This is a genomic window from Ruegeria sp. HKCCSP351 (assembly GCF_017872535.1).
Taxonomy (GTDB): domain Bacteria; phylum Pseudomonadota; class Alphaproteobacteria; order Rhodobacterales; family Rhodobacteraceae; genus Ruegeria.
In genome coordinates, this window is record NZ_JAEDOV010000003.1 from 175454 (window position 1) to 196422 (window position 20969).

The following is a 20969-nucleotide window of genomic DNA, read 5'->3' on the forward strand; positions in this document are numbered from 1 at the left end:
GATGGAGGCCGAGGGAAAGAGTTTGTTCACGGCTTGTTCGCGGAGTTTTTTCACGTCTTTTTGCATTCAATTCTAAACAAAGATGCCGCTGCCCTGTGGGGCTGTTAACCCTCTGTCAAGTCCTGGCCCGGATGCTGACCCCATTGCTGCGGGAGTGGAACAGATGGAAGCGAAGGAACTGACGGGCGGGTCGTCACGGCTGAGACTTGTGGGCGTTACCCTGATTCTGATCGCGCTGACAGCGGCAGCGGGATGGGGCATCTATGCGGCCCCTGCCCCGGTTGTGGACCGCATGTTGGAATCGGATTTGCGAAAAGACGCCATGCAGCTAAGCCGTCAGGTCGAAAGCCATCTGGACGATCTGGATGCAACGTTTCGGTACCATGAGCTGCACGAGCATGACGCGGAATTCCTGATGCTGCTGCCCGAAACCTCGGACATCTACCGGTTCAAACTGTTTGATGCGTCCGGTCAGGTGTTCTGGTCGACCCGTGCCAGCGATGTGGGGGCGGTGAATACAAAACCGTACTTTCAGTCGGTCGTCGCCGCCGGAAGCATTTATTACAATCACGCGGAAAAACCCGCGGCAGAGGTTGACTCGATCGACAATGACCCAGCCGGACATGCAGGCCCAAACACCCGACATGTGGCCGAGGTTTATACACCAATCGTCAGGGACGGCGTTTTCCTTGGCGCTATCGAATTTTATTCGGACATCACCAATCTCAGAACCCTGTTCATCACGCGCGTGCGCCTGTCGCTGGCGTTGCTGAGCAGTGTCGCGTTGCTGGCGCTGGCCACGGTCATCCTGATCGTCCACCGCACCAACCGCCGTCAGATGCGTGATCTACACAAGCGCGCCGTGAAAGAACGCGAACTGATGGGAGAGCAGCTTCGCCTGGCGCGTGAGGTGCGCCTGCTGGGCGAGTTGAACGAGTGGCTGCAATCAAGCCGCTCACTGGATGAGCTTTTCGACATGGTAGCGCGCTTTATGACCCATATACTGCCTAAGGCCGAGGGGAGCGTGTACGTCTATTCCAACTCGCGCGATGTGCTGGACGGGTGTGCCAGCTGGAACGGGGGAACGCATAAATCCCATATCCATCCGGAAGGATGCTGGGGTTTGAGGCGCGGCCGGACTTACGAGTTCGGTGCATCCGAGATCGATTTTGTCTGCGAACATGCCGAACCGCATGACGGGCGGCCCTATTTCTGTTTTCCCATTCTGGCCCACGGGGAAACCGTTGGTCTGTTGCATCTGCGCGCGGCTGAGGGGCGAGAGGCCTGTTTCCACAAAAGCCGCAAGCTGGCGCAGCTGTGCGCCGAACAGATCAGCATGGCAATCGCCAATGTCCGTATGCGCGATCAGCTGCATGACCAATCGGTGCGCGACCCGCTGACCGGGCTGTTCAACCGCCGCCACATGACCGAGACATTGCGCAAGGCCATCAGCCGCAGCCAGCAGACCGGTGCGGCGCTGAGCCTGATTGCTGTGGACGTGGATCACTTCAAGAAATTCAACGACACGCATGGTCATGACGCCGGAGACATGGTGTTGCGCGCGGTCGGCGCGGCGCTGGAACAGGGCTGCGACCGGGACGAGATCGCCTGCCGCATCGGCGGTGAGGAATTCATGCTGATCCTGCCCGACAACAGCCCCGAAGATGCCATGACCCGGGCCGAGCAGTTTCGCCAGTCGGTCGAGGCGGTCATTGTCCGCTATGGCGAAAAGGCCCTGCCCCGTATCACAATCTCGGTCGGGGTCGCGCATTACCCCGCCCACGGCACCATGCCGCAGGATCTGATGCGTGCCGCGGATGATGCGCTGTATGTCGCCAAGGACAAGGGGCGCAATCAGGTTCACGTCGCCGCCGGGGCGCTGGAGCAGGCCAGGCGCGTTCCCGCAACGGGTAAACGCCCATCGCCGGAAGTCGCTTGAAAACCTTGCCGAATCGCCCCGCAGGTCCGATCAATCCTTATGGACCTGCACAGTACCTATCCCGGTATTCCCGATCTGAAACGCCGCGCACGCCGTCGGCTGCCGCACTTCGTATGGGAATACATCGACAGTGGCACCGGGATAGAAACGACGCGGCATCGCAATCGAAAGGCGCTGGATGATGTCCGTCTGAGCCCCTCGATCCTGCATGGGGAACTTGAATTCGATACGTCGGTGAAATTCTTGGGCGGCACCTGTCCTTTGCCCTTCGGTATTGCGCCGATCGGGATGTCCGGCCTGGTTTGGCCCGATGCGGAGCGGTTGCTGGCACAGGCCGCCGCCAAGGCAGGCATTCCCTATTCGCTGTCGACGGTGGCCAGTCAGAGCCCCGAAGACCTGGCCCCCTATCTGGGTGAGACCGCGTGGTTCCAGCTGTATCCGCCAAGGGACCCAGATATTCGCATGGACATGCTGAACCGGGCCCGCCGGGCGGGATTTCGAACTCTGGTTCTGACCGCTGACGTCCCTGTCGCCTCACGCAGGGAACGGCAGACGCGCTCGGGCCTGCGGCAGCCGCCGAAACTGACACCGCGCCTGCTGGCACAGATCGCCCAAAGACCTGCATGGGCCCTGGGCATGCTGCGCAGCGGCGTTCCGCACATGCGCACACTGGACAAGTATATCGATGACCCTGGTGATCTGCCGCCGACGGCCCATGTCGGATACCTGCTGCGAACCTCGCCGGATCTGGATTACGTCAAATGGCTGCGCGATCATTGGGATGGACCGTTCGTCGTGAAAGGCATACTGCGCCCCGAGGACACAGACAGGCTGGAACAGGTGGGTGTGGACGCCCTGTGGGTGTCGAATCACGGGGGCCGACAGTTCGATGCAGCCCCGGCCAGCGTCGAGGTTCTTCCCGCAATCCGGAGCACGACCCGCCTGCCGCTGATTTTCGACAGCGGTGTCGAAGGCGGGCTGGATATCCTGCGTGCGCTTTCGCTGGGCGCAGATTTCGTCATGTTGGGACGCGCATTTCTGTACGGTCTTGCGGCACTTGGCGCAAAAGGCCCCGCGCATGTGATCGATATCCTGAGGCAGGATCTGCACGCGAATATGGGTCAGATGGGACTGGCCGATCTGTGTCAGTTTGAGACGAAATGCTAAATTATTGATGCTGCAACGCGGCATCCCTATAAGTGTGCCGAGGCCAAAGGGCGTTTGCGAGCGATAACATGCCGGTTCTACCCAGAAGAACGGATGTACCTGTGCGTATTCTCCGCCCATTAAGACGCCCAAACACCAAAGACCGGGACCTGATATGACAGACTTCAACAAGATCCTGATCGCCAATCGCGGCGAGATTGCCATCCGCGTCATGCGCGCAGCAAACGAGATGGGCAAACGCACCGTCGCTGTTTACGCTGAAGAAGACAAACTGGGCCTGCACAGGTTCAAGGCGGATGAGGCCTATCAGATTGGCGAGGGCATGGGTCCGGTCGCGGCGTACCTGTCGATTGACGAGATCATCCGCGTGGCCAAGCATTGCGGCGCGGACGCGATCCATCCGGGCTATGGCCTGCTGTCCGAAAACCCGGATTTCGTGGATGCCTGTGTCAAGAACGGCATCACCTTCATCGGCCCCCGGGCCGAGACCATGCGCGCATTGGGTGACAAGGCCAGCGCGCGGCGCGTGGCCATTGCGGCCGGTGTGCCTGTCATTCCGGCCACCGAGGTCTTGGGTGATAAGATGGACGCGATCCGCAAGGAGGCCGCCGAGATCGGATACCCGCTGATGCTCAAGGCGTCCTGGGGCGGCGGCGGACGCGGGATGCGCCCGATCCAGTCGGAAGACGAGCTGGAAGAAAAGGTTCTGGAAGGCCGCCGCGAGGCTGAGGCCGCCTTTGGCAATGGCGAGGGTTATCTGGAAAAGATGATCACCCGTGCCCGCCATGTCGAGGTTCAGATTCTGGGCGACAAGCATGGTGAGATTTATCACCTTTATGAACGCGACTGTTCGGTCCAGCGCCGGAACCAGAAGGTCGTCGAACGCGCCCCTGCCCCTTACCTGAGCGAAGAACAGCGCGCCGAAATTTGCGAACTGGGCCGTAAGATCTGCGCCCATGTGAATTACGAATGCGCAGGCACTGTCGAGTTCCTAATGGATATGGAGACCGGCAAATTCTACTTCATCGAGGTGAACCCCCGCGTACAGGTCGAACACACGGTCACCGAAGAAGTCACCGGGATCGACATCGTTCAGGCGCAGATCCTGATCGCCGAGGGCAAAACGTTGGCCGAGGCCACCGGCGCCGCCAGTCAGGCCGAGGTGCATCTGAACGGTCACGCACTGCAGACACGGATCACCACAGAAGACCCGCAGAACAATTTCATCCCCGACTATGGCCGGATCACCGCTTATCGCTCGGCCACGGGCATGGGCATTCGTCTGGATGGCGGAACCGCGTATGCGGGCGGTGTCATTACGCGGTATTACGACTCGCTTCTGACAAAGGTCACCGCCTGGGCGCCGACGCCCGAGAAGGCGATCAGCCGGATGGACCGCGCCCTGCGCGAGTTCCGTATTCGCGGCGTCAGCACCAATATCGATTTCGTCATCAACCTGCTGAAGCACCCGACCTTCCTGTCGAATGAATACACCACCAAATTCATCGACACGACGCCGGATCTGTTTGCCTTCAAGCGCCGCCGCGACCGGGGCACCAAGGTTCTGACCTATATCGCCGATATTACGGTGAATGGTCATCCCGAAACCAAAGGCCGCCCCGAGCCGCGCGCCGACCTGAAAGTCGCCAAGCCCCCCGCGCAGAAGGCCGAGCCGCGGATGGGCACGCGCAACCTGCTGGAGCAGAAAGGCCCGCAGGCCGTGGCGGACTGGATGAAAGCGCAGCGGCAGCTGCTGATCACCGACACCACCATGCGCGACGGGCACCAGTCGTTGTTGGCGACCCGGATGCGGTCGATCGACATGATCAAGGTGGCGCCAACCTATGCCGCGAACCTGCCGCAGCTGTTCTCGGTCGAGTGCTGGGGCGGTGCGACGTTTGACGTGGCCTACCGGTTCCTGCAGGAATGCCCCTGGCAGCGTCTGCGCGATCTGCGCGAGGCGATGCCGAACCTGATGACGCAGATGCTGCTGCGGGGCGCAAACGGGGTTGGGTACACCAATTATCCCGACAACGTGGTGCAGGAGTTCGTGCGCCAGGCATCGAAAAACATCGACGTCTTCCGCGTCTTCGACTCGCTGAACTGGGTCGAGAACATGCGCGTTGCGATGGATGCTGTAATCGACAGCGGCAAGATCTGCGAGGGTACCGTTTGTTATACCGGCGATATTCTGGACCCTGACCGCGCCAAGTATAACCTGAAATACTATGTCGGAATGGCCAAGGAGTTGCGCGACGCAGGCGCGCATGTTCTGGGTCTGAAGGATATGGCGGGCCTGCTGAAACCGGCCTCGGCCAAGATTCTGATCCGGACGCTGAAGGAAGAGGTTGGACTGCCGATCCACTTCCACACCCATGACACGGCCGGTATCGCCAGCGCGACCATCCTTGCCGCCTCTGAGGCGGGAGTGGACGCGGTGGATTGCGCGATGGACAGCTTCAGTGGCAACACGTCCCAGGCAACGCTGGGCACTGTGGTCGAGGCGCTGCGCCATACCGACCGTGACACCGGGTTGGACATCAAGGCGATCCGCGAGATCAGCGATTACTTCGAGGCTGTGCGTGGCCAATATGCGGCCTTCGAATCAAGCCTGCAGGCCCCGGCGTCCGAAGTGTATCTGCACGAAATGCCGGGTGGTCAGTTCACCAACCTCAAGGCACAGGCACGCAGCCTGGGTCTGGAAGAGCGCTGGCACGAGGTCGCGCAGATGTACGCCGATGTGAACCAGATGTTCGGTGATATCGTAAAGGTAACGCCCTCGTCGAAGGTTGTTGGTGACATGGCGCTGATGATGGTCAGTCAGGGCCTGACCCGCGAGCAGGTCGAGGATCCGGCGACAGATGTGGCCTTCCCCGAATCGGTCGTCGATATGATGCGCGGCAATCTGGGCCAACCTCCGGGCGGATTCCCGAACACCATCATCAAGAAAGTGCTGAAGGACGAGGCCCCCAACACCCAGCGCCCCGGCAAGGACGTGCCTGCCGTCGATCTTGAGGCCACCCGCGCCGAGTTGTCCAAGCAGTTGGAAGGCAAAGAGGTCGATGACGAGGATCTGAACGGGTACCTGATGTATCCCAAGGTGTTTCTGGATTACATGGGCCGTCACCGGATTTACGGCCCGGTCCGCACCCTGCCCACGCGCACCTTCTTCTACGGCATGGAGCCCGGCGAAGAGATCACGGCCGAAATCGACCCCGGCAAGACGCTGGAAATCCGGTGTCAGGCCATTGGCGAAACGGATGAAAAGGGCGAGGTCAAAGTGTTCTTCGAGCTCAACGGCCAGCCGCGTGTGATCCGGGTGCCGAACCGGATGGTCACATCAACCACTCAGGCGCGCCCCAAGGCCGAGGTCGGCAACCCCGATCATGTCGGGGCGCCGATGCCGGGTGTTGTGGCCACTGTTGCCGTGACCGCGGGCCAGCAGGTCAAGGAAGGTGACATGCTGCTGACCATCGAGGCGATGAAGATGGAAACCGGCATCCATGCCGAGCGTGATGCGACCGTCAAAGCCGTGCATATCCAGCCCGGCGGCCAGATTGACGCAAAGGACCTTCTGATCGAACTGGAATAAGACGGAAAACAACCTAATGTTCATCAGGCCGTGTGGGAGACCGCACGGCCTTTTTCTATGATTGAGCGGAGACCCATTATGCTTGCAATCACCCCGATCTATGCGGCCCTGATCGCAATTCTCTACGTCGCACTCAGCGTCAAAGTGATCCTGCAACGACGCAGCGACAAAATCTCGGTCGGGGACGGCGGCAGCAAGCTGATGATCAAGGCGATACGGACACACTCGAACTGCGCCGAATACGCCCCGATTTCCCTGTTGCTGATTGCTATGGTCGAGTTGCAAGGCGCGGCCGGAATATTGGTTCATCTGCTGGGGCTGATGTTGCTGGCGGGGCGTCTTTTGCACGCGTACGGATTTGGACGGACACCACAGATCGTCATCCTGCGGCAGGCCGGCATGAGCCTGACATTCCTCGCCATTCTGGGTGCGGCCTTGGCAAACCTGATTCTGGCGCTTTAGGCCGTCTGGCGGGTGTTACCCTGCCAGAACGGTTGTTTCGATCTGCGGTGCGCCCAGCAGAACCGGTGTGAACCGGTCATGTTCATGCCGGTCCGGTTTCAGGATGGCAGCCCCGATCAGAATCATCGCAGCAAGCATCACGATCTTCAGGTCCGCAACGGATATCATGACGGCACCTCCCGCCTGTGTTTTATTGATTTGCAATACGGGTTGAACGGGTCACGGGCCGGATTCCGTCGAAAAGATTTTTCCCGCTTTTTGTGTTTTTCCGCTTGCAGCCCCGCGTGGGAATTTATACATCCCTCCTCACTCAACGGCGCGGGCGTAGCTCAGGGGTAGAGCATAACCTTGCCAAGGTTAGGGTCGGGCGTTCGAATCGCCTCGCCCGCTCCATTGAGAGGTCTTCGGACCACATATGTATCTGATGCGGGCGTAGCTCAGGGGTAGAGCATAACCTTGCCAAGGTTAGGGTCGGGCGTTCGAATCGCCTCGCCCGCTCCAGATACCAAACGTTCCGAACATGCTGGTTCTTTGCACCGCGTTGCGGCATCCTGAATGCAATTCACAACACGGGATTTCTGCATGTCTGAATATATTATACGCCCCTTGACCGCTGATGAGTTGCAGGAGGCCGTGGATTGGGCCGGGCGCGAGGGGTGGAATCCGGGCCATCACGATGCCTTGTGTTTTCGCAGCACCGAACCTGACGGGTTCCTGGGTGGTTTTCTGGATGGCGAAATGATCGCGTCTGTCTCGGCGGTGAATTATGACGATGATTTTGCCTTTTTGGGTTTCTACATCGTCAAGCCGGAATACAGACACCATGGCCACGGGCTTGAGATTGCGCAGCATGCGCTGGCCCATTGTACCGGGCGCAACATGGGTCTGGATGGCGTGGTCGAGCAGCAGGACAACTACCGGAAATCCGGGTTCACCTTTGCCTATAACAACTACCGCTTTTCAGGGCGGATTGCCGATATCCTGCGCGCGCTGGCACCGACCGCTGGTGTTGACGTGCTGAGCACGGTTTCTGATGCGTTAAGGGACTATGACCGTCAGCTTTTCCCAGCCCGGCGCGATGCGTTCCTGCATGGTTGGCTGAGCGCAAGCGGCCATGTGTCCCGCGTGTTTCTCGAAGACGGGCAGATCAAAGGCTATGCCACGCTGCGCCCCTGTCAGACCGGATACAAAGTCGGGCCGTTATTTGCGGACCGCGCCGACATTGCCGAAGCGCTGCTTGCAAGCGTGTTAAAGGCTCTGCCCGAAGATCAAAGCGGGCAAGAGGTGTTCATCGACATGCCACAGCCCAACAACGCCGCCTTTGCATTTGCCGACAGGCTGGGGCTTGTGAAAGTGTTCGAAACGGCCCGGATGTATTCCGGCGATCAGCCGGATATCGACCTGAGCCGCATCTATGGCGTGACAACGTTTGAGTTGGGTTAGAACGCCTTGAACGTCATCGTCGTCAGCGAGCGTTCGATATCGGGAATCACCAGCAGGTGTTCGTTGATGAAATGGCCCACATCCTCGGTTTCGGGGATGTAGAGCTTGAGCATCAGATCAAACTCACCGCTGGTGGAGTAAAGCTCTGAGTGTATTTCGCGCAGGGCGATTTCCTCGGCGACCTTGTAGGTGGTGCCGGGTTTGCAGCGGATCTGGATGAATACGCAGGTGGACATGGCTTGGCCCTGTTGGTTCATGTTGTCTGCAAGCTGACATGGTGCCGGGCCGGGTGCAATCCCTTGCAACAGTTTGCAGCGATTGCAACGCATGGTCTGGATCAACCCGCCCCACCCCGTCTATAAGCGCGCCTGTAGCAAAAGGATTTCGCCCATGCGCACCGCTTCGATCAGCCGCAAAACCGCCGAAACCGAAATTTCGGTCTCGGTCAATCTGGATGGCACCGGCACCTATGACAATCAGACCGGCGTCGGGTTCTTTGACCATATGCTGGACCAGCTGGCGCGCCACTCGTTGATCGACATGACGATCCGCGCCAAGGGTGACTATCACATCGACGATCACCACACGGTCGAGGATACCGGCATCGCGCTGGGGCAGGCTTTGACACAGGCCCTGGGCGACAAGAAGGGTATCCGGCGCTATGGCGAATGCCATCTTCCGATGGATGACGCGCAGGTGCGCTGTGCGCTGGACCTGTCGGGCCGCCCGTTCCTGATCTGGAATGTCGATCTGCCGACGCAAAAGATCGGAGCGTTCGACACCGAACTGGTGCGCGAGTTTTTTCAGGCGCTCAGCACCCATGGCGGCATCACCCTGCATATCGACCAACTGCACGGCTTCAACAGCCACCACATCGCCGAGGCCGCGTTCAAGGCTGTTGCGCGCGCGTTGCGCGACGCCGTCGAAACCGATCCGCGCAAGGCGGATGCGATTCCGTCGACCAAGGGCGCGCTGTAAATGCTGACAGCCATCATCGACTATGAAAGCGGCAATCTGCATTCAGCGGAAAAGGCGTTTCAGCGCATGGCGCAAGAGGTCGGCGCTGGTGACGTTGTTGTCACCTCGGACGCGGATGTGGTTGCGCGCGCGGACCGACTGGTTCTGCCCGGTGATGGTGCCTTCCCGGCCTGTGCTGCCGAGCTGCGCGGCCATAAGGGTATTTATGACGCGATGGTCGAGGCGGTCGAACAGAAGGGCCGCCCGTTTCTGGGCATCTGCGTTGGCATGCAACTGATGGCAACCAAAGGCCATGAATACACCGAGACCGATGGTCTGGGCTGGGTGGCAGGCGACGTCGTTCGGATCGAACCGTCAGATGCCGCGCTGAAAGTGCCGCATATGGGCTGGAACGATCTGGTTCTGGAAAGCGATCATCCAGTTTTCAACGGGGTGAAATCAGGCGATCACACCTATTTCGTCCATTCCTACCACTTTCGTGTAAACAACCCGGCACAGCGGTTGGCTTATGTGGACTATGGGCAAGACGTCACGGCCGTGATTGGCCGCGACACGATGGTTGGGATGCAGTTTCACCCCGAGAAAAGCCAGGATGTTGGCCTGCGTATGCTGGGCAACTTCCTGACCTGGAAGCCCTGAGGCTTACTGAACCCGCGTCCAGGTTTGACCGCGGCAGATCAGACCGCCCGCCACGCATCCCTTGACGGTCAGTTTGTTCTGGCCGTCCAGCGACATTTTCGAGTTGTAGGTTTTGTCCCGGTCCGGTGCCCAGATCTTGCCGCTGTCATAGCTGCCGCCCCCTTCGGGGACCATGTCCCAGATGATCTTTTTGCCAAGGTTCTCATATTCCAGCTGCTGGTTACCATCGGCGTCGAACGCGCTGTCGATGGTGCCGCAGATCGCACTGCCGCATTCGGAAATCGTCACATGCAGATAGCCACCCGTGTCGCCCGGCGCTGTTTTCCACAGGCCGTCAACCGGATCGTCGGCAAAAGCAGCTGTAGCAAGCAGCATCAGGCCCGCTGAAAGAGTAAAAGTCTTCATGATCTTCTCCCTGTTTTGTGGGCAGTCTGACCCGCTAATGGGCGGCGGGCAAGAATGACCCAGCGTCGCGTTGCATCCCCTGCCCTGCTTGTGCGATATCCCGCGCGTGTAACAGTGATATAGGGCCGCCCGACATGATCCTCTACCCCGCCATCGACCTCAAAGACGGCCAGGCCGTACGCCTGCTGCGTGGTGAAATGGACAAGGCCACCGTGTTCAACGAAGACCCGGCCGCTCAGGCCCGCGCCTTTGTCGAGGCGGGGTGCGAATGGCTGCATTTGGTCGACCTGAACGGCGCATTCGCAGGCGAGCCGGTCAACGCAGCACCGGTTGAGGCAATTCTGAAAGCGTGCAAGGTTCCTGCGCAACTGGGCGGTGGCATCCGCGACATGGCCACGATCGAAAAATGGATCGAGAAGGGGCTGGCGCGGGTCATTTTGGGCACTGTCGCTGTCGAAAACCCCGATCTGGTGCGCGAAGCAGCCAAAGCTTTTGCCGGCAAGGTCGCCGTCGGCATCGATGCACGCAATGGCATGGTGGCCACCAAGGGCTGGGCCGAAGAGACCAATGTTCAGGTCACCGATCTGGCCCGTAGTTTCGAAGACGCGGGCGTTGCGGCAATCATCTACACCGATATCAATCGCGACGGTGCCATGCAGGGCCCGAACATCGAAGCGACCGCAGCCCTGGCACAGGCCGTTTCCATCCCTGTGATCGCCTCGGGCGGTGTAAGTTCGCTGGACGACCTGATCGCCCTGCGCGATTGTGGCGTTGCGCTGAACGGCGCGATTTCAGGCCGGGCGCTTTATGATGGCGCAATTGACCTGGCCGAGGCCATCCGCGCCCTGTCGTGATCGGTTATTGCGCGGCTGCGGCGGTCAGCTTGGCCAGTGCACCGCGCATCTTTTCGATGACCGGAGATTTGTCGACATCGTTCAGGTCGTCCAATGTCTCTTTCGGGTCTTCATAGATCAGCCAGACCTGACCATTGGCATCTTCGTACGCCTGCACCTTGAGAGGCAGAAACAGCCCGGCGCGCGGGTCGATCTGTATGGCTGGCGTACCCAGCGCAGGGTTGCCGAAAATCAACACCTGATTGGCCGGAATGGGTGTGCCAATCTTTTCCGCCCCGGCCGCGTGGTCAATGCGGGCAAACACGGTTGCGCCTGCATTTCCGACGGCAACTTCAAGCGCGTCCAGCGCCTCGGCCACGGATTTGTCGGATTGAACCTTGATCAGATCATCAGCCATAGCGGTCAGCGCGCCTCCGAACGAAAAAACACAAGCCAGTATCAGTCTACGCATATCGATATTCCTTCTGTGAAATTCACCCCAGTTTTCACAGAATTGAGATCTCTCACAATCACAAGTCTGGCATCGGCAAGGCTTTGCCGCTAGAGGTGCGCCCACAAAGGATATCCTATGCTGAAAACCCGGATCATTCCCTGCCTTGATGTTGCCGATGGCCGTGTGGTCAAAGGTGTGAATTTCGTGGGCCTGCGCGATGCGGGCGACCCGGTGGAATCGGCCAAGGCCTATGATGCAGCCGGTGCAGACGAGATCTGCTTTCTCGACATTCACGCGACCCATGAGAATCGCGGAACCATGTTCGATGTGGTGCAGCGTACGGCGGAACAGTGTTTCGTGCCGTTGACCGTGGGCGGTGGGGTGCGAACAAAAGACGATGTGCGCGCCTTGCTGCTGGCGGGGGCGGACAAGGTCAGCTTCAACTCGGCCGCGGTTGCCAATCCGGACGTGATTGCCGAAGCGGCAGATCAGTTCGGCAGTCAGTGCATTGTCTGCGCCATCGACGCCAAGACAGTCAGCCCCGGCAAGTGGGAAATCTTCACCCATGGCGGGCGCAAACCCACCGGCATTGATGCGGTTGCCTTTGCAAGAACCGTGGTCGCCAAAGGGGCCGGTGAAATCCTGCTGACTTCAATGGATCGCGACGGCACCAAATCCGGGTTCAACCTGCCGCTGACCCGCGCCATTTCCGACGCGGTGGATGTGCCCGTGATCGCCTCGGGCGGTGTTGGCACTCTGGACCATCTGGTCGAGGGTGTCACCAAGGGCGGTGCAAGCGCCGTATTGGCGGCATCGATTTTCCATTTCGGCGAATACACCATCCGCGAGGCCAAGGAACATATGGCCGCCGCCGGCATCCCCATGAGGCTGACATGAGCATTCTGCACGATCTGGCCGCCACGATCGAGGCACGCAAGGGGGCTGATCCCGATAGCAGCTGGACGGCCAAGCTGCTTGCGAAAGGCCCTGAGAAATGCGCCGAGAAATTCGGTGAAGAGGCCATAGAGGCCATCATCGAAGCCGTAAAAGGGGATCAGGTTAAGCTGACCTCGGAAGCGGCGGACGTGTTGTATCACCTTCTGGTCATGCTGGCCGCGCGGGACGTGGCGCTGGATGATGTTTTAGCCGAGCTGGATCACCGTCAGGGCACCAGTGGTATCGCCGAAAAAGCTGCCCGCCCCAAAGGGTAAGGTCCGGGTTCCGCACCGACGCCCGGGCCGTTATACTCGGATGCCAGACTGAGAGGGCGAAGGCGCGATATGATCCGAATTCTGATGCTTGTGGCAACCGTTGCCATCGTCGCGGGGTGTTCCGCGCCGCCGCCTTCGACTGGGGATGAGGTGCAACGGCTCGCCTCGGAGATTCAGGGCCTTGGCCCGGATATCGACCCAGAGGAGGCCCGACGCGCGGCGGGAATCGCCTACGCCTATACCGCTCAGCTGGTCGAGGAATACCAGATCACGGACCCGCCCCTAATCCATAACATGAAGGTCAACAAAGGCCTGCGCCCGCGTGGGCTGTGCTGGCACTGGGCCGAGGATATCGAACGGCGGCTGAAACAGGAAAACTTCCGGACGCTGGAGCTGCACCGTGCCATAGCAAACGCGGACAACCCGACGCGGATCGACCACAGCACCGCAATCATCAGCCGTAAAGGCGCGACGCTGTATGATGGCGTCGTACTGGACCCGTGGCGTTATGGCGGCGTGTTGTTCTGGTCTCCGCTGGTCGAGGATACCCGGTATGACTGGGTCCCGCGCGACGTGGTGCTGGAAAAGCGGCGGAAGGAACAAGTGGCGCGGTTGAAACCTTACGTCCCCGCCAAACCCTAAAGCTTGGACGAGATGATCCCGGTCGAAAATCCGCCCATGCGCAATTCGCCAAACAGGCGCTGATATTCGATCTTGGGGCAGCGGTTCATCACCACATCCACGCCACGGGCCTGGGCCTTTGCCGCCGCTTCAGGGTGTTCCACGCCAATCTGCATCCAGATCGTACCAAGCGACGGGAAAGCGTCCAGCGCCTCATCCACAATGGGTGGCACAGCCTCGGACCGCCGGAAAATATCCACCATGTCCACAGGCTCGGAGATCTCTGACAGGTTGCCGCGAACCGTCTGACCAAACAGGTCTTTGCCCGCGTGGCCCGGATTGACGGGAATCACCTTGATGCCTTTCAGCGACAAATAGCGCGCCACGTAATAGCTGGGTCGCACCGGGTTCATGGAAACACCGACAACGGCCACCGTCTTGGTGCGTTGCAAAATGGCCTTGAGGTACTGATCGGAATAGTCTGGCATGCCCTATCCTTAACAGGGTTCCAAAAAGAAAAAAGCGCCCAAGAATGCTTGGGCGCCAGTTGTTGGAACGAGGGACAGTGAAATGACCCGCGGCAGTTCCGTTCCGCGGTCACTGTGACATTTAAGCATGGCTTGATTAAAAAAAAGAGGGCGAGCGTATTTTTGTGATGACTTTTCACAATTTTCTGAAGGTTGCCTACTTTCCGTAGAGAATTGCGGGCCAGTTTTCCTCTGCCATCGCAATGTAACCTGCCCGATCCTGCTGCCAGATTTCCTCGACCTCGGGCGAATGCGTCAGATAAAGGCGCCCGTCGACCACCTGCCACGCCTTGGGATCCGTGCTTTTCAGCACGCCCATCGCCATCCCGTACGAGCAATAGCCACCGAACTGCGGCGCAAAAGCGCGCGGATTGCCTTCGAAGAGCTCACGATTTGCCTGCGATTTGAAATGCCACCGGGCACCTTTCCACATGACCGCATTTTCGGGCACCCCTTTTAAGGGCGCGTCGCTGTCAAAAAAGGACACAGGATCATATCCCGCCAACGCCACACCGTCAGTGGCGTAATACACGGGGTTGTCCTGCGCCAATACGGCAGGGGCAAGCAACACAGTGCTCAGCGAGCAAAGAAGAGTACGTCGGTTCAGCATCGTCATATTGGAATCTGCATATTCAAGACCATCAAAATGCAACTTTTGGCGCTTTTCGAAACCCCTGTTGACAAGGATGTGAACGCGTGCCCGCCAGTTGAAACTTAGTCAAAGATGTCTTCGATCACGTCCCAGGCTTCGTCGAACACGCGCGCCAGCATGGTCTTATTCCTCTTTTTGCGCTTTGTTTTCCGCGGGGCGGCATGAGACACAGCTACGCGCACCGGTTCGGGTTTAAGTACTTTCCGAGCGGGCAACATCTTCAGGTCGTGCAACGGTGCCCCACAGCTGGAGCAGCTAAGCTCGTGCCGTTCCTTGCCTTTCAGGATCAGGGCAGCCCGGGTGCCGCAATAGCAGCAGGTCGCGATTTTGGCAGGACCGGGAATGACGCTCTCCTTTTTTTAGGGTCGCGATGCATATAAGGCGATTGCCGCGGCATTTGAGACGTTCAGCGAACCAAATCCCCCGGCTGCGTCAATTTTAACCAACTGATCCACGGTTTCCTTTGTCTTCTGCCGCAAGCCCGGACCTTCCGCACCCAGCACAAGCGCGACGGGGCGGTCCCGGCCAGTGCCCAACGCGCCTTCGATTGTCACATCGGCTTCTCCGTCCAGCCCAAGGACCAGAAAGCCCATGCTCTGAAGCTCGACAATCGCGTCCGCAAGGTTGCGCACCCGCAGATAGGGCTGCCGCTCAAGCGCGCCGCTGGCGGTTTTTGCCAGTGCACCGGTCTCGGGTGCGGAGTGGTGGCGTGTGCCGATCACCGCACTGGCCCCCAGAACTTCGGCCGAGCGCAGAATCGCCCCAACATTGTGCGGGTCTGTGACCCGGTCCAGCAGAATGACGCGAGGGTTTTCGCGACCGATGCAGTTATCGGCCAGACTGCCCCATTCCAACGGCTTGACCTCCAGCGCTGCGCCTTGATGCACTGATCCAGTATCGATGGGTGCAGAGAACTTGCGCGGGTCAACTATTTCGGCCTCGATCCCAGCAAATTCAACAGCTTCCGCCAGTTTGTCACACGCATTCCGCGTCACCATCAGGCGTAGTTTTTGCCGTTTCGGGTTCATCAAAGCGTCGCGAACCGCGTGCAGGCCAAACAGCCAGACTGTTTCCGCAGCAGCTGCTTTGCGCGCCTGTTCCTTTTCGACGACCCATTTGGGTTTCTTCATTTCAAGGGCCTCCGGGCCGGGAATTCGGTTTCCTGCGCCAAAGGGAAATTTTCCTGTTGACGCTCCTTTGGTGCGCTAGTAATCACGCCTCCACGTCAGGTGCAACGCCTGACAGTGGGCGACAGGCCGCAAGGTGTGGCAGGGGACTGTAACTCCCTCGCGGAGACGCACGCCTGGTTCGATTCCAGGGTCGCCCACCATCTTTCCAACATATTCCGAAGATGGTCCGGACGCGTGTCCCGCGCTGCGTTATTCTCTGGCAGCTGTGTCATTGCTGTTGGTCTGCCGCCATTCTCAGATGCGGCAGCCCTGATCCGTTTTACAGATATTAACCCGGCGCTAACCCGACCGGATTGTGAACGAAGGGGGCCGCGTGGTCTTCGCCAACTCATGTCATGACGTTCAGATCAATGCGCCGGTCGATTGCGCACCTATTCCGCAGCCGGGCGCATCTGCGCTATGCGGTTGAACCACGCCTCGATTGCATCCAGATCCGCCGGGAGGGCTTCCGCTGCGCCTTCGGCGAAAGCGTTGAACTTTCCCGCGTTCAACCCGTTCACGCCGACCAGCACCGGAATATCCAGCGCCAGCGCTTCGCCGATCACCGGACGGAACCCCCGCCCATCGGATTCATGCTTGCCGAATTTGTTGATAATCAACAGGTCCGGTGCGTTCGCAAGCGAGGCGGTCACATACCCAACCGCCTGTTCCAGCGCTGCGGGGTCCAGACGGCAGCCGCGCGACTGCGAGCCCAGCGATTGCGAGATACGGATGGTATCCCCATCCGGCAACACGCGGACATCCATGTCGCATTTGCTGCTGTCGGTACATTCCGTATTCGTCTGGACGACACCGGCCAGTTTCGCGCCGGATGCCAGCAGACGCTCAGCAACAGCGCTCAGCAAGCGATCCGTCGCGCCGCGGTCGGTGGTGGTGACATAGGCCAGATGCATCTTGGACCTCTTGTAATTCGATTGTGACGTTTCAAATAGCACGCAAGGCGCAGCCCGACCACTCCCCCAGTCAAGGAAGCGGCGACAGACCAATCACAGGTGCGTGCAGGTGAAGAAGAACCGCATAAGCGGCCAGTGCGGTCAGCCAGACCCAAGGGCGTGGCCAGGGTCGCGGTGAGCGCAGTGAGAACCGCGCCGTATTTCGGGACAACCGAACCCATTCAAAGCCCATCTCACGCGATTTACGCCTGTCGATCAGGATCGTGCCCATAACAGAAAATCCGGCAAACAGGCCAAACAGGATCACATGTGACAGGCTTCCATTGGCCAGAAGATGCGCCAAAGACCACAACAGCAGCGAAGCAAGGATCGGGTGGCGGGTGGTGCGCAGAATACCGGGGTGTTCGGGGTCAAAGGGCCTTTTGCCCATCCCTCCGAAAGAAAACGGATTCTGGATCGCAAGCCCGGCCACAGCCAGCCAGCACACCACTGGCATGATCAGTATCGGCACCCAGCGCAAGACTGCGAACGGTGGAATGACCTCGACATGGGGGGCGTTTGCCGCGGTGACAATCAGCCAGACCAGCACGGCCAAAGACAGAAGTGAATAGGCAGCGAAATACCCCCAGCGCCCGAGCGTGCCGATCAGCCAGCCCCGCACGGTGGGCCGTACAGGAATTGCATGGCTGAGTAGGAAAGCGATGAGTGCTGCAAGAAACAGGCCCCAACCGGTCATGATGTTCTCCAAACGTGTTGGGGTCGGTCTAGACTGGGAGGACAGCGACTTCCTTGCCCGAAATCAAGTTGGGTCGCAGGGGCGGACGCACCGCCCCTGCCCTGTATTACAGCCCAAGCGCCGCGCGGCGTTCTTCGGCAAAGCCCTGAACGATGCGGTCGGCGATCAGTGCCAGAATCGCCATCGCGGCCCCGGCAGATATGCCCAATCCTACATCCGCCTGACCCAGCGCCAGATAGATCGACTGGCCCAGACCAGTGGTCCCGATCAGTGCCGCGATGACCAGCATGGCAAACGCATAAAGGATGGTCTGGTTCAGCCCCAGCAGAATGGTCGGCGCCGCATAAGGCGCCCGCACATCGCGCATGATCTGCCACTCAGTCGCACCGCTTGAGATTGCGGCCTCCATCATCTCATCCGGTGTATTGACCAACCCGTGCCGCGTGTAGCGGATCATCGGGACAATCGCATAGGCACAGATGGCCAAAAAGGCCGAGAACTCACCAATCTGGAACACCATCAGCACCGGAATCAGGAACACGAACAGAGGGATTGTCTGCAACATGTCGCAGATCGGACGGACCACGTTCCACACCGGCTGCCAAACCGCGCTGGCAAGACCGATCAGCCCACCTGCCAAAGCGCAGGTAAACACCGCTGCGCCGCTGAGATAAAGCGACAGCAGCGCCCTTTCCCACAGGCCTGAGACGAGGATGGTGCAGAGCAGCCCCACGCAGAGCGCGGCCAAGCGCCAGCCCCCGGCGACCCAACCCAGCGCGGCAGCGCCGGTCAGGACAAAGGGCCACGGCAGGTTCGCGATACCGGTTTCCAGCATTCCGATCAGGATCAGAACGACCAGCCCGCCAGTCAGCCGCCCCCGCCACGCCATCAAAAGCGCAATCCCGGAACCGGCCGCGAACAGGCCATAGCTCATGCTCGACGTCCACTGGAAACCCCATGTGAAGGGCAGCACCGCCTGATCCAACCCGATCCGCAGCGGCAGCAGAACATAGAACAATGAGTTGTTCTTGAGGGCGTCCAGCCACTGGCCATTGGCCTGCGTGAATGCGGTCAGGCCACTGTCCACGGCTTCGGCCATCGGGTCCAGCAGGGTCAGTTCCGTAGGGTTTGGCAACCACGCCCAGAAGGCCGCTGTGAAGACAACAGCAAAACCCAGCATCGCCCAGACAACACGGCTGTCATAGCGTTTACGCTCGGTCGCCAAAGTACCGCTCATCCGGTCGATCACCACGGCAAAGACCACGATAACCAGACCCGCCATCAGCGATTCGCCAAACTGCGCCTTGCGCATGGTCAGCAGAACCTCCCAGCCGATATCGTTGAACCCACCGATGACGGCGGCGATGATAACCATCGACAGAGCAGCCATCAGACATTGGTTCACACCGACCATGATCTGAGTGGTGGCGGCAGGGATTTCGACCTGGAACAGTTGCTGGAACCGCGTACCGCCGGACATGATGGCCGCCTCTTTGATCTCGGGCTCTACCCGTTCCAACCCCAGCATCACGTTGCGCGCCATGGGCGGTGCGGCATAGATGGCCGAAGCAATCAGACCAACAACAGGACCAAATCCAAACAGCAGCAGCAGCGGTGTCAGATAGGCAAAGGTCGGCACCGTCTGCATGATGTCCAGCACGGCCTGTACAAAGGTTTTCACCTTTGGCAATTCGTTGGCGAGGATGCCGATGCCGCCCCCAATGACCAACGCCACAGGGACAGAGACGGCAACAAGCGCCAGCGTATTCATGCTTTCGGCCCAATAGCCCGAGGCCAAAACAAAGCTGAGGCCCAGAAAGCCAAGTGCGGCCATGGACAAGCCGCCCAGATACCAGCCCAGTGCGGTCACGATCCCGATCAGGATGGGCCATGGCGTTTTGCCCAGCACGAAATTCGCCCAGTTCATTGGGTGGGTCATCAGGTCCGAAAACAGCCGCATTGCCGGTTTGATCAGGTTCAGAAACCAGTCCAGAAACGCGCCAACCCATTGGGTTGCAGGCAATTCCCACGCGGCGGGCCATTTGACCAGCCACGGGGCGACACCCTCGAGCGCAAGGCAAACTGCACCGACGACAACCGTTATCAGGGCGGCCTTCGCACCTGCCGTCAACTGCGCACCACGCCGTGCCGGAAGGTCGGTTATGGCGGTCATGTCTCGTCCACCTGAAGAGCTGCGGCCAGATCGGACGGATGCACCGTGCCGACGACATTACCTGCCTCATCCCGTACGGGCACGGGTTCATACAGCTCCATGCAATGCGCAAGGGCTGCGTCCAGCGTCATCGAGGTGGTGAGGCCGGGATCATCCGGGCCACATTCCGCCTCGCTCCGCATCACCGAGGCGACCTTGGCGTGCTGACCTTTGGCGACATCCTTCGAGAATTCGCGCACGTAATCATCCACCGGGCGCAACACGATATCTGTGGGCGTTCCGATCTGAACAATCTTGCCGTCGCGCATGATGGCGATGCGGTCGGCCAGCTTCAGCGCCTCTTGAATGTCATGGGTGATGAAGACGATGGATTTCTTCAACGTTGCTTGAATGCGCAGGAATTCATCCTGCAACTGGCGACGGATCAGTGGATCAAGCGCCGAGAACGGTTCGTCCAGAAACCAGATGTCAGGGTTTACGGCAAGACTGCGGGCGATACCCACCCGCTGCCGCTGCCCGCCGGAAAGCTGTCGCGGGAAGCTGTCTTCGCGCCCTTCCAGACCGACCAGCGAGATCACTTCCTGCGCGCGTGCCAGCCGTTCCTTTTTGCCCACGCCCTGAACGCGCAGAGGATATGCGACGTTTTCAGCAACGGTCATGTGGGGGAACAGGCCGAAATGCTGGAACACCATGCCCAGTTTTTTGCGGCGCAACTCTGTCAGCGCCTTCTTTGAGGCTCCGATGACGTTTTCGCCGTCCACCCGAATCTCGCCGCCCGTGCCGGGCAGCAGCTGCGAGATGCAGCGGATCAGCGTGGATTTGCCCGAGCCCGACAGGCCCATGATGACAAAAAGCTCGCCCTCCTGAACCTCAAAATTGGCATCCTGAACAGCGGGGATCAGCCCCTGTTCGCGAAGGGCGGCGGCAGCCTTGTCGGCGTCATTCCCTGACCGAGACAGCGCGTCGGTCAGGGCTTTGTCAGCGCCGGGGCCAAACACCTGCCAGAGATTCCGGCAGGCGATGGCTGGCATGGTCGTGTCCGTCACTTACGCGG

The 20969-nt window shown here is 59.7% G+C and carries 23 protein-coding genes and 3 tRNA genes; 14 read left to right on the plus strand and 12 right to left on the minus strand.

Annotated elements, in window-relative coordinates; translation table 11 throughout:
- The first annotated feature begins 163 nt into the window (after positions 1 to 163).
- The 4 genes from I9182_RS07915 (at position 164) to I9182_RS07930 (ending at position 7160) form a co-directional block, all read left to right on the plus strand.
- Positions 164 to 1939 carry a diguanylate cyclase gene (locus tag I9182_RS07915; RefSeq protein ID WP_209597804.1) on the plus strand — a complete coding sequence of 592 codons (1776 nt, stop codon included), beginning with the start codon at positions 164 to 166 and terminating at the stop codon, positions 1937 to 1939.
- Positions 1940 to 1978: 39 nt separating this feature from the next.
- Complete coding sequence (locus tag I9182_RS07920) at positions 1979 to 3106, plus strand: alpha-hydroxy acid oxidase (protein ID WP_209597806.1); 1128 nt, start codon at positions 1979 to 1981, stop codon at positions 3104 to 3106.
- 154 nt (positions 3107 to 3260) lie between these two features.
- On the plus strand, positions 3261 to 6698 hold the full coding sequence (locus I9182_RS07925) for a pyruvate carboxylase (protein WP_209597809.1): 3438 nt from the start codon (positions 3261 to 3263) through the stop codon (positions 6696 to 6698).
- Between the two features lie 78 nt (positions 6699 to 6776).
- On the plus strand, positions 6777 to 7160 hold the full coding sequence (locus I9182_RS07930) for an MAPEG family protein (protein ID WP_209597811.1): 384 nt from the start codon (positions 6777 to 6779) through the stop codon (positions 7158 to 7160).
- 15 nt (positions 7161 to 7175) lie between these two features.
- Here the strand turns inward: I9182_RS07930 and I9182_RS07935 are convergent, their stop codons facing one another.
- A complete protein-coding gene (locus tag I9182_RS07935) occupies positions 7176 to 7328 on the minus strand; it encodes a hypothetical protein (RefSeq protein WP_209597812.1) in 153 nt (50 codons plus the stop codon).
- A 150-nt stretch (positions 7329 to 7478) separates the two neighbouring features.
- Here I9182_RS07935 and I9182_RS07940 point away from each other — a divergent pair.
- The 3 genes from I9182_RS07940 to I9182_RS07950 all read left to right on the plus strand — a co-directional run bounded on the left by I9182_RS07940 (position 7479) and on the right by I9182_RS07950 (position 8603).
- Positions 7479 to 7553 (plus strand) — tRNA-Gly (locus tag I9182_RS07940).
- Between the two features lie 33 nt (positions 7554 to 7586).
- Positions 7587 to 7661, plus strand: a tRNA-Gly gene (locus tag I9182_RS07945).
- Between the two features lie 81 nt (positions 7662 to 7742).
- The gene (locus I9182_RS07950) at positions 7743 to 8603 is read left to right on the plus strand and encodes a GNAT family N-acetyltransferase (protein WP_209597814.1); all 861 of its coding nucleotides are present in this window, start codon (positions 7743 to 7745) and stop codon (positions 8601 to 8603) included.
- On the opposite strand, the gene I9182_RS07955 is transcribed toward I9182_RS07950, so the two are convergent.
- Positions 8600 to 8839, minus strand: coding sequence for an Lrp/AsnC ligand binding domain-containing protein (locus I9182_RS07955; RefSeq protein ID WP_209504547.1), 240 nt, complete (start codon positions 8837 to 8839; stop codon positions 8600 to 8602). The two genes, I9182_RS07950 and I9182_RS07955, sit on opposite strands and share 4 nt — an antisense overlap.
- 154 nt (positions 8840 to 8993) lie before the next feature.
- Between I9182_RS07955 and hisB the strand changes: the two genes are divergently transcribed.
- Positions 8994 to 9581, plus strand: a complete 588-nt coding sequence (gene hisB, locus I9182_RS07960) for an imidazoleglycerol-phosphate dehydratase HisB (protein WP_209597816.1) — start codon at positions 8994 to 8996, stop codon at positions 9579 to 9581.
- A complete protein-coding gene (hisH, locus tag I9182_RS07965; RefSeq protein ID WP_209504549.1) occupies positions 9582 to 10220 on the plus strand; it encodes an imidazole glycerol phosphate synthase subunit HisH in 639 nt (212 codons plus the stop codon). It begins immediately after the preceding gene.
- A gap of 3 nt (positions 10221 to 10223) precedes the next feature.
- Here hisH and I9182_RS07970 read toward each other — a convergent pair whose 3' ends face one another.
- Positions 10224 to 10625, minus strand: coding sequence for a DUF2147 domain-containing protein (locus tag I9182_RS07970; protein ID WP_209504550.1), 402 nt, complete (start codon positions 10623 to 10625; stop codon positions 10224 to 10226).
- Between the two features lie 134 nt (positions 10626 to 10759).
- Between I9182_RS07970 and hisA the strand changes: the two genes are divergently transcribed.
- The gene (gene hisA / locus I9182_RS07975; RefSeq protein ID WP_209597819.1) at positions 10760 to 11479 is read left to right on the plus strand and encodes a 1-(5-phosphoribosyl)-5-[(5-phosphoribosylamino)methylideneamino]imidazole-4-carboxamide isomerase; all 720 of its coding nucleotides are present in this window, start codon (positions 10760 to 10762) and stop codon (positions 11477 to 11479) included.
- Between the two features lie 4 nt (positions 11480 to 11483).
- On the opposite strand, the gene I9182_RS07980 is transcribed toward hisA, so the two are convergent.
- Positions 11484 to 11930, minus strand: coding sequence for a DUF302 domain-containing protein (locus tag I9182_RS07980; RefSeq protein ID WP_245220427.1), 447 nt, complete (start codon positions 11928 to 11930; stop codon positions 11484 to 11486).
- Positions 11931 to 12047: 117 nt separating this feature from the next.
- Here I9182_RS07980 and hisF point away from each other — a divergent pair, with 117 nt between their 5' ends.
- The 3 genes from hisF to I9182_RS07995 all read left to right on the plus strand — a co-directional run bounded on the left by hisF (position 12048) and on the right by I9182_RS07995 (position 13765).
- The gene (gene hisF / locus I9182_RS07985; RefSeq protein WP_209597820.1) at positions 12048 to 12809 is read left to right on the plus strand and encodes an imidazole glycerol phosphate synthase subunit HisF; all 762 of its coding nucleotides are present in this window, start codon (positions 12048 to 12050) and stop codon (positions 12807 to 12809) included.
- Positions 12806 to 13123 carry a phosphoribosyl-ATP diphosphatase gene (locus I9182_RS07990; RefSeq protein ID WP_209597821.1) on the plus strand — a complete coding sequence of 106 codons (318 nt, stop codon included), beginning with the start codon at positions 12806 to 12808 and terminating at the stop codon, positions 13121 to 13123. Before hisF ends, I9182_RS07990 begins: the two co-directional genes overlap by 4 nt.
- Positions 13124 to 13192: 69 nt before the next feature.
- On the plus strand, positions 13193 to 13765 hold the full coding sequence (locus I9182_RS07995) for a hypothetical protein (RefSeq protein ID WP_209597822.1): 573 nt from the start codon (positions 13193 to 13195) through the stop codon (positions 13763 to 13765).
- Here the strand turns inward: I9182_RS07995 and I9182_RS08000 are convergent.
- From I9182_RS08000 to rlmB, 4 genes are all read right to left on the minus strand, one after another.
- Complete coding sequence (locus tag I9182_RS08000; protein WP_209597823.1) at positions 13762 to 14232, minus strand: CoA-binding protein; 471 nt, start codon at positions 14230 to 14232, stop codon at positions 13762 to 13764. The two genes, I9182_RS07995 and I9182_RS08000, sit on opposite strands and share 4 nt — an antisense overlap.
- Positions 14233 to 14428: 196 nt before the next feature.
- Entirely contained in the window at positions 14429 to 14887 is a 459-nt protein-coding gene (locus tag I9182_RS08005) for a YHS domain-containing (seleno)protein (RefSeq protein ID WP_209504556.1), read from the minus strand.
- Positions 14888 to 14985: 98 nt separating this feature from the next.
- Positions 14986 to 15156 carry a hypothetical protein gene (locus tag I9182_RS08010; RefSeq protein WP_348540323.1) on the minus strand — a complete coding sequence of 57 codons (171 nt, stop codon included), beginning with the start codon at positions 15154 to 15156 and terminating at the stop codon, positions 14986 to 14988.
- Between the two features lie 126 nt (positions 15157 to 15282).
- Positions 15283 to 16053, minus strand: coding sequence for a 23S rRNA (guanosine(2251)-2'-O)-methyltransferase RlmB (gene rlmB / locus I9182_RS08015; protein ID WP_209504557.1), 771 nt, complete (start codon positions 16051 to 16053; stop codon positions 15283 to 15285).
- Positions 16054 to 16169: 116 nt separating this feature from the next.
- Between rlmB and I9182_RS08020 the strand changes: the two genes are divergently transcribed.
- A tRNA-Tyr gene (locus I9182_RS08020) sits at positions 16170 to 16253 on the plus strand.
- 231 nt (positions 16254 to 16484) lie between these two features.
- Here I9182_RS08020 and I9182_RS08025 read toward each other — a convergent pair.
- The 4 genes from I9182_RS08025 to I9182_RS08040 all read right to left on the minus strand — a co-directional run bounded on the left by I9182_RS08025 (position 16485) and on the right by I9182_RS08040 (position 20961).
- Positions 16485 to 17006, minus strand: a complete 522-nt coding sequence (locus I9182_RS08025; RefSeq protein ID WP_209597824.1) for a DUF2478 domain-containing protein — start codon at positions 17004 to 17006, stop codon at positions 16485 to 16487.
- 70 nt (positions 17007 to 17076) lie between these two features.
- A complete protein-coding gene (locus I9182_RS08030; RefSeq protein WP_209597825.1) occupies positions 17077 to 17742 on the minus strand; it encodes an NnrU family protein in 666 nt (221 codons plus the stop codon).
- Positions 17743 to 17848: 106 nt separating this feature from the next.
- The gene (locus I9182_RS08035; RefSeq protein ID WP_209597826.1) at positions 17849 to 19915 is read right to left on the minus strand and encodes an ABC transporter permease subunit; all 2067 of its coding nucleotides are present in this window, start codon (positions 19913 to 19915) and stop codon (positions 17849 to 17851) included.
- Positions 19912 to 20961 carry a betaine/proline/choline family ABC transporter ATP-binding protein gene (locus tag I9182_RS08040; protein ID WP_209597828.1) on the minus strand — a complete coding sequence of 350 codons (1050 nt, stop codon included), beginning with the start codon at positions 20959 to 20961 and terminating at the stop codon, positions 19912 to 19914. Before I9182_RS08040 ends, I9182_RS08035 begins: the two co-directional genes overlap by 4 nt.
- Positions 20962 to 20969: the final 8 nt, after the last annotated feature.

Coding starts and splice junctions, on each gene's coding strand:
- I9182_RS07915 (WP_209597804.1), top strand. CDS start 164: ATGGAAGCGAAGGAACTGACGGGCGGGTCGTCACGGCTGAGACTTGTG.
- I9182_RS07920 (WP_209597806.1), top strand. CDS start 1,979: ATGGACCTGCACAGTACCTATCCCGGTATTCCCGATCTGAAACGCCGC.
- I9182_RS07925 (WP_209597809.1), top strand. CDS start 3,261: ATGACAGACTTCAACAAGATCCTGATCGCCAATCGCGGCGAGATTGCC.
- I9182_RS07930 (WP_209597811.1), top strand. CDS start 6,777: ATGCTTGCAATCACCCCGATCTATGCGGCCCTGATCGCAATTCTCTAC.
- I9182_RS07935 (WP_209597812.1), bottom strand. CDS start 7,328: ATGATATCCGTTGCGGACCTGAAGATCGTGATGCTTGCTGCGATGATT.
- I9182_RS07950 (WP_209597814.1), top strand. CDS start 7,743: ATGTCTGAATATATTATACGCCCCTTGACCGCTGATGAGTTGCAGGAG.
- I9182_RS07955 (WP_209504547.1), bottom strand. CDS start 8,839: ATGTCCACCTGCGTATTCATCCAGATCCGCTGCAAACCCGGCACCACC.
- hisB (WP_209597816.1), top strand. CDS start 8,994: ATGCGCACCGCTTCGATCAGCCGCAAAACCGCCGAAACCGAAATTTCG.
- hisH (WP_209504549.1), top strand. CDS start 9,582: ATGCTGACAGCCATCATCGACTATGAAAGCGGCAATCTGCATTCAGCG.
- I9182_RS07970 (WP_209504550.1), bottom strand. CDS start 10,625: ATGAAGACTTTTACTCTTTCAGCGGGCCTGATGCTGCTTGCTACAGCT.
- hisA (WP_209597819.1), top strand. CDS start 10,760: ATGATCCTCTACCCCGCCATCGACCTCAAAGACGGCCAGGCCGTACGC.
- I9182_RS07980 (WP_245220427.1), bottom strand. CDS start 11,930: ATGCGTAGACTGATACTGGCTTGTGTTTTTTCGTTCGGAGGCGCGCTG.
- hisF (WP_209597820.1), top strand. CDS start 12,048: ATGCTGAAAACCCGGATCATTCCCTGCCTTGATGTTGCCGATGGCCGT.
- I9182_RS07990 (WP_209597821.1), top strand. CDS start 12,806: ATGAGCATTCTGCACGATCTGGCCGCCACGATCGAGGCACGCAAGGGG.
- I9182_RS07995 (WP_209597822.1), top strand. CDS start 13,193: ATGATCCGAATTCTGATGCTTGTGGCAACCGTTGCCATCGTCGCGGGG.
- I9182_RS08000 (WP_209597823.1), bottom strand. CDS start 14,232: ATGCCAGACTATTCCGATCAGTACCTCAAGGCCATTTTGCAACGCACC.
- I9182_RS08005 (WP_209504556.1), bottom strand. CDS start 14,887: ATGACGATGCTGAACCGACGTACTCTTCTTTGCTCGCTGAGCACTGTG.
- rlmB (WP_209504557.1), bottom strand. CDS start 16,053: ATGAAGAAACCCAAATGGGTCGTCGAAAAGGAACAGGCGCGCAAAGCA.
- I9182_RS08025 (WP_209597824.1), bottom strand. CDS start 17,006: ATGCATCTGGCCTATGTCACCACCACCGACCGCGGCGCGACGGATCGC.
- I9182_RS08030 (WP_209597825.1), bottom strand. CDS start 17,742: ATGACCGGTTGGGGCCTGTTTCTTGCAGCACTCATCGCTTTCCTACTC.
- I9182_RS08035 (WP_209597826.1), bottom strand. CDS start 19,915: ATGACCGCCATAACCGACCTTCCGGCACGGCGTGGTGCGCAGTTGACG.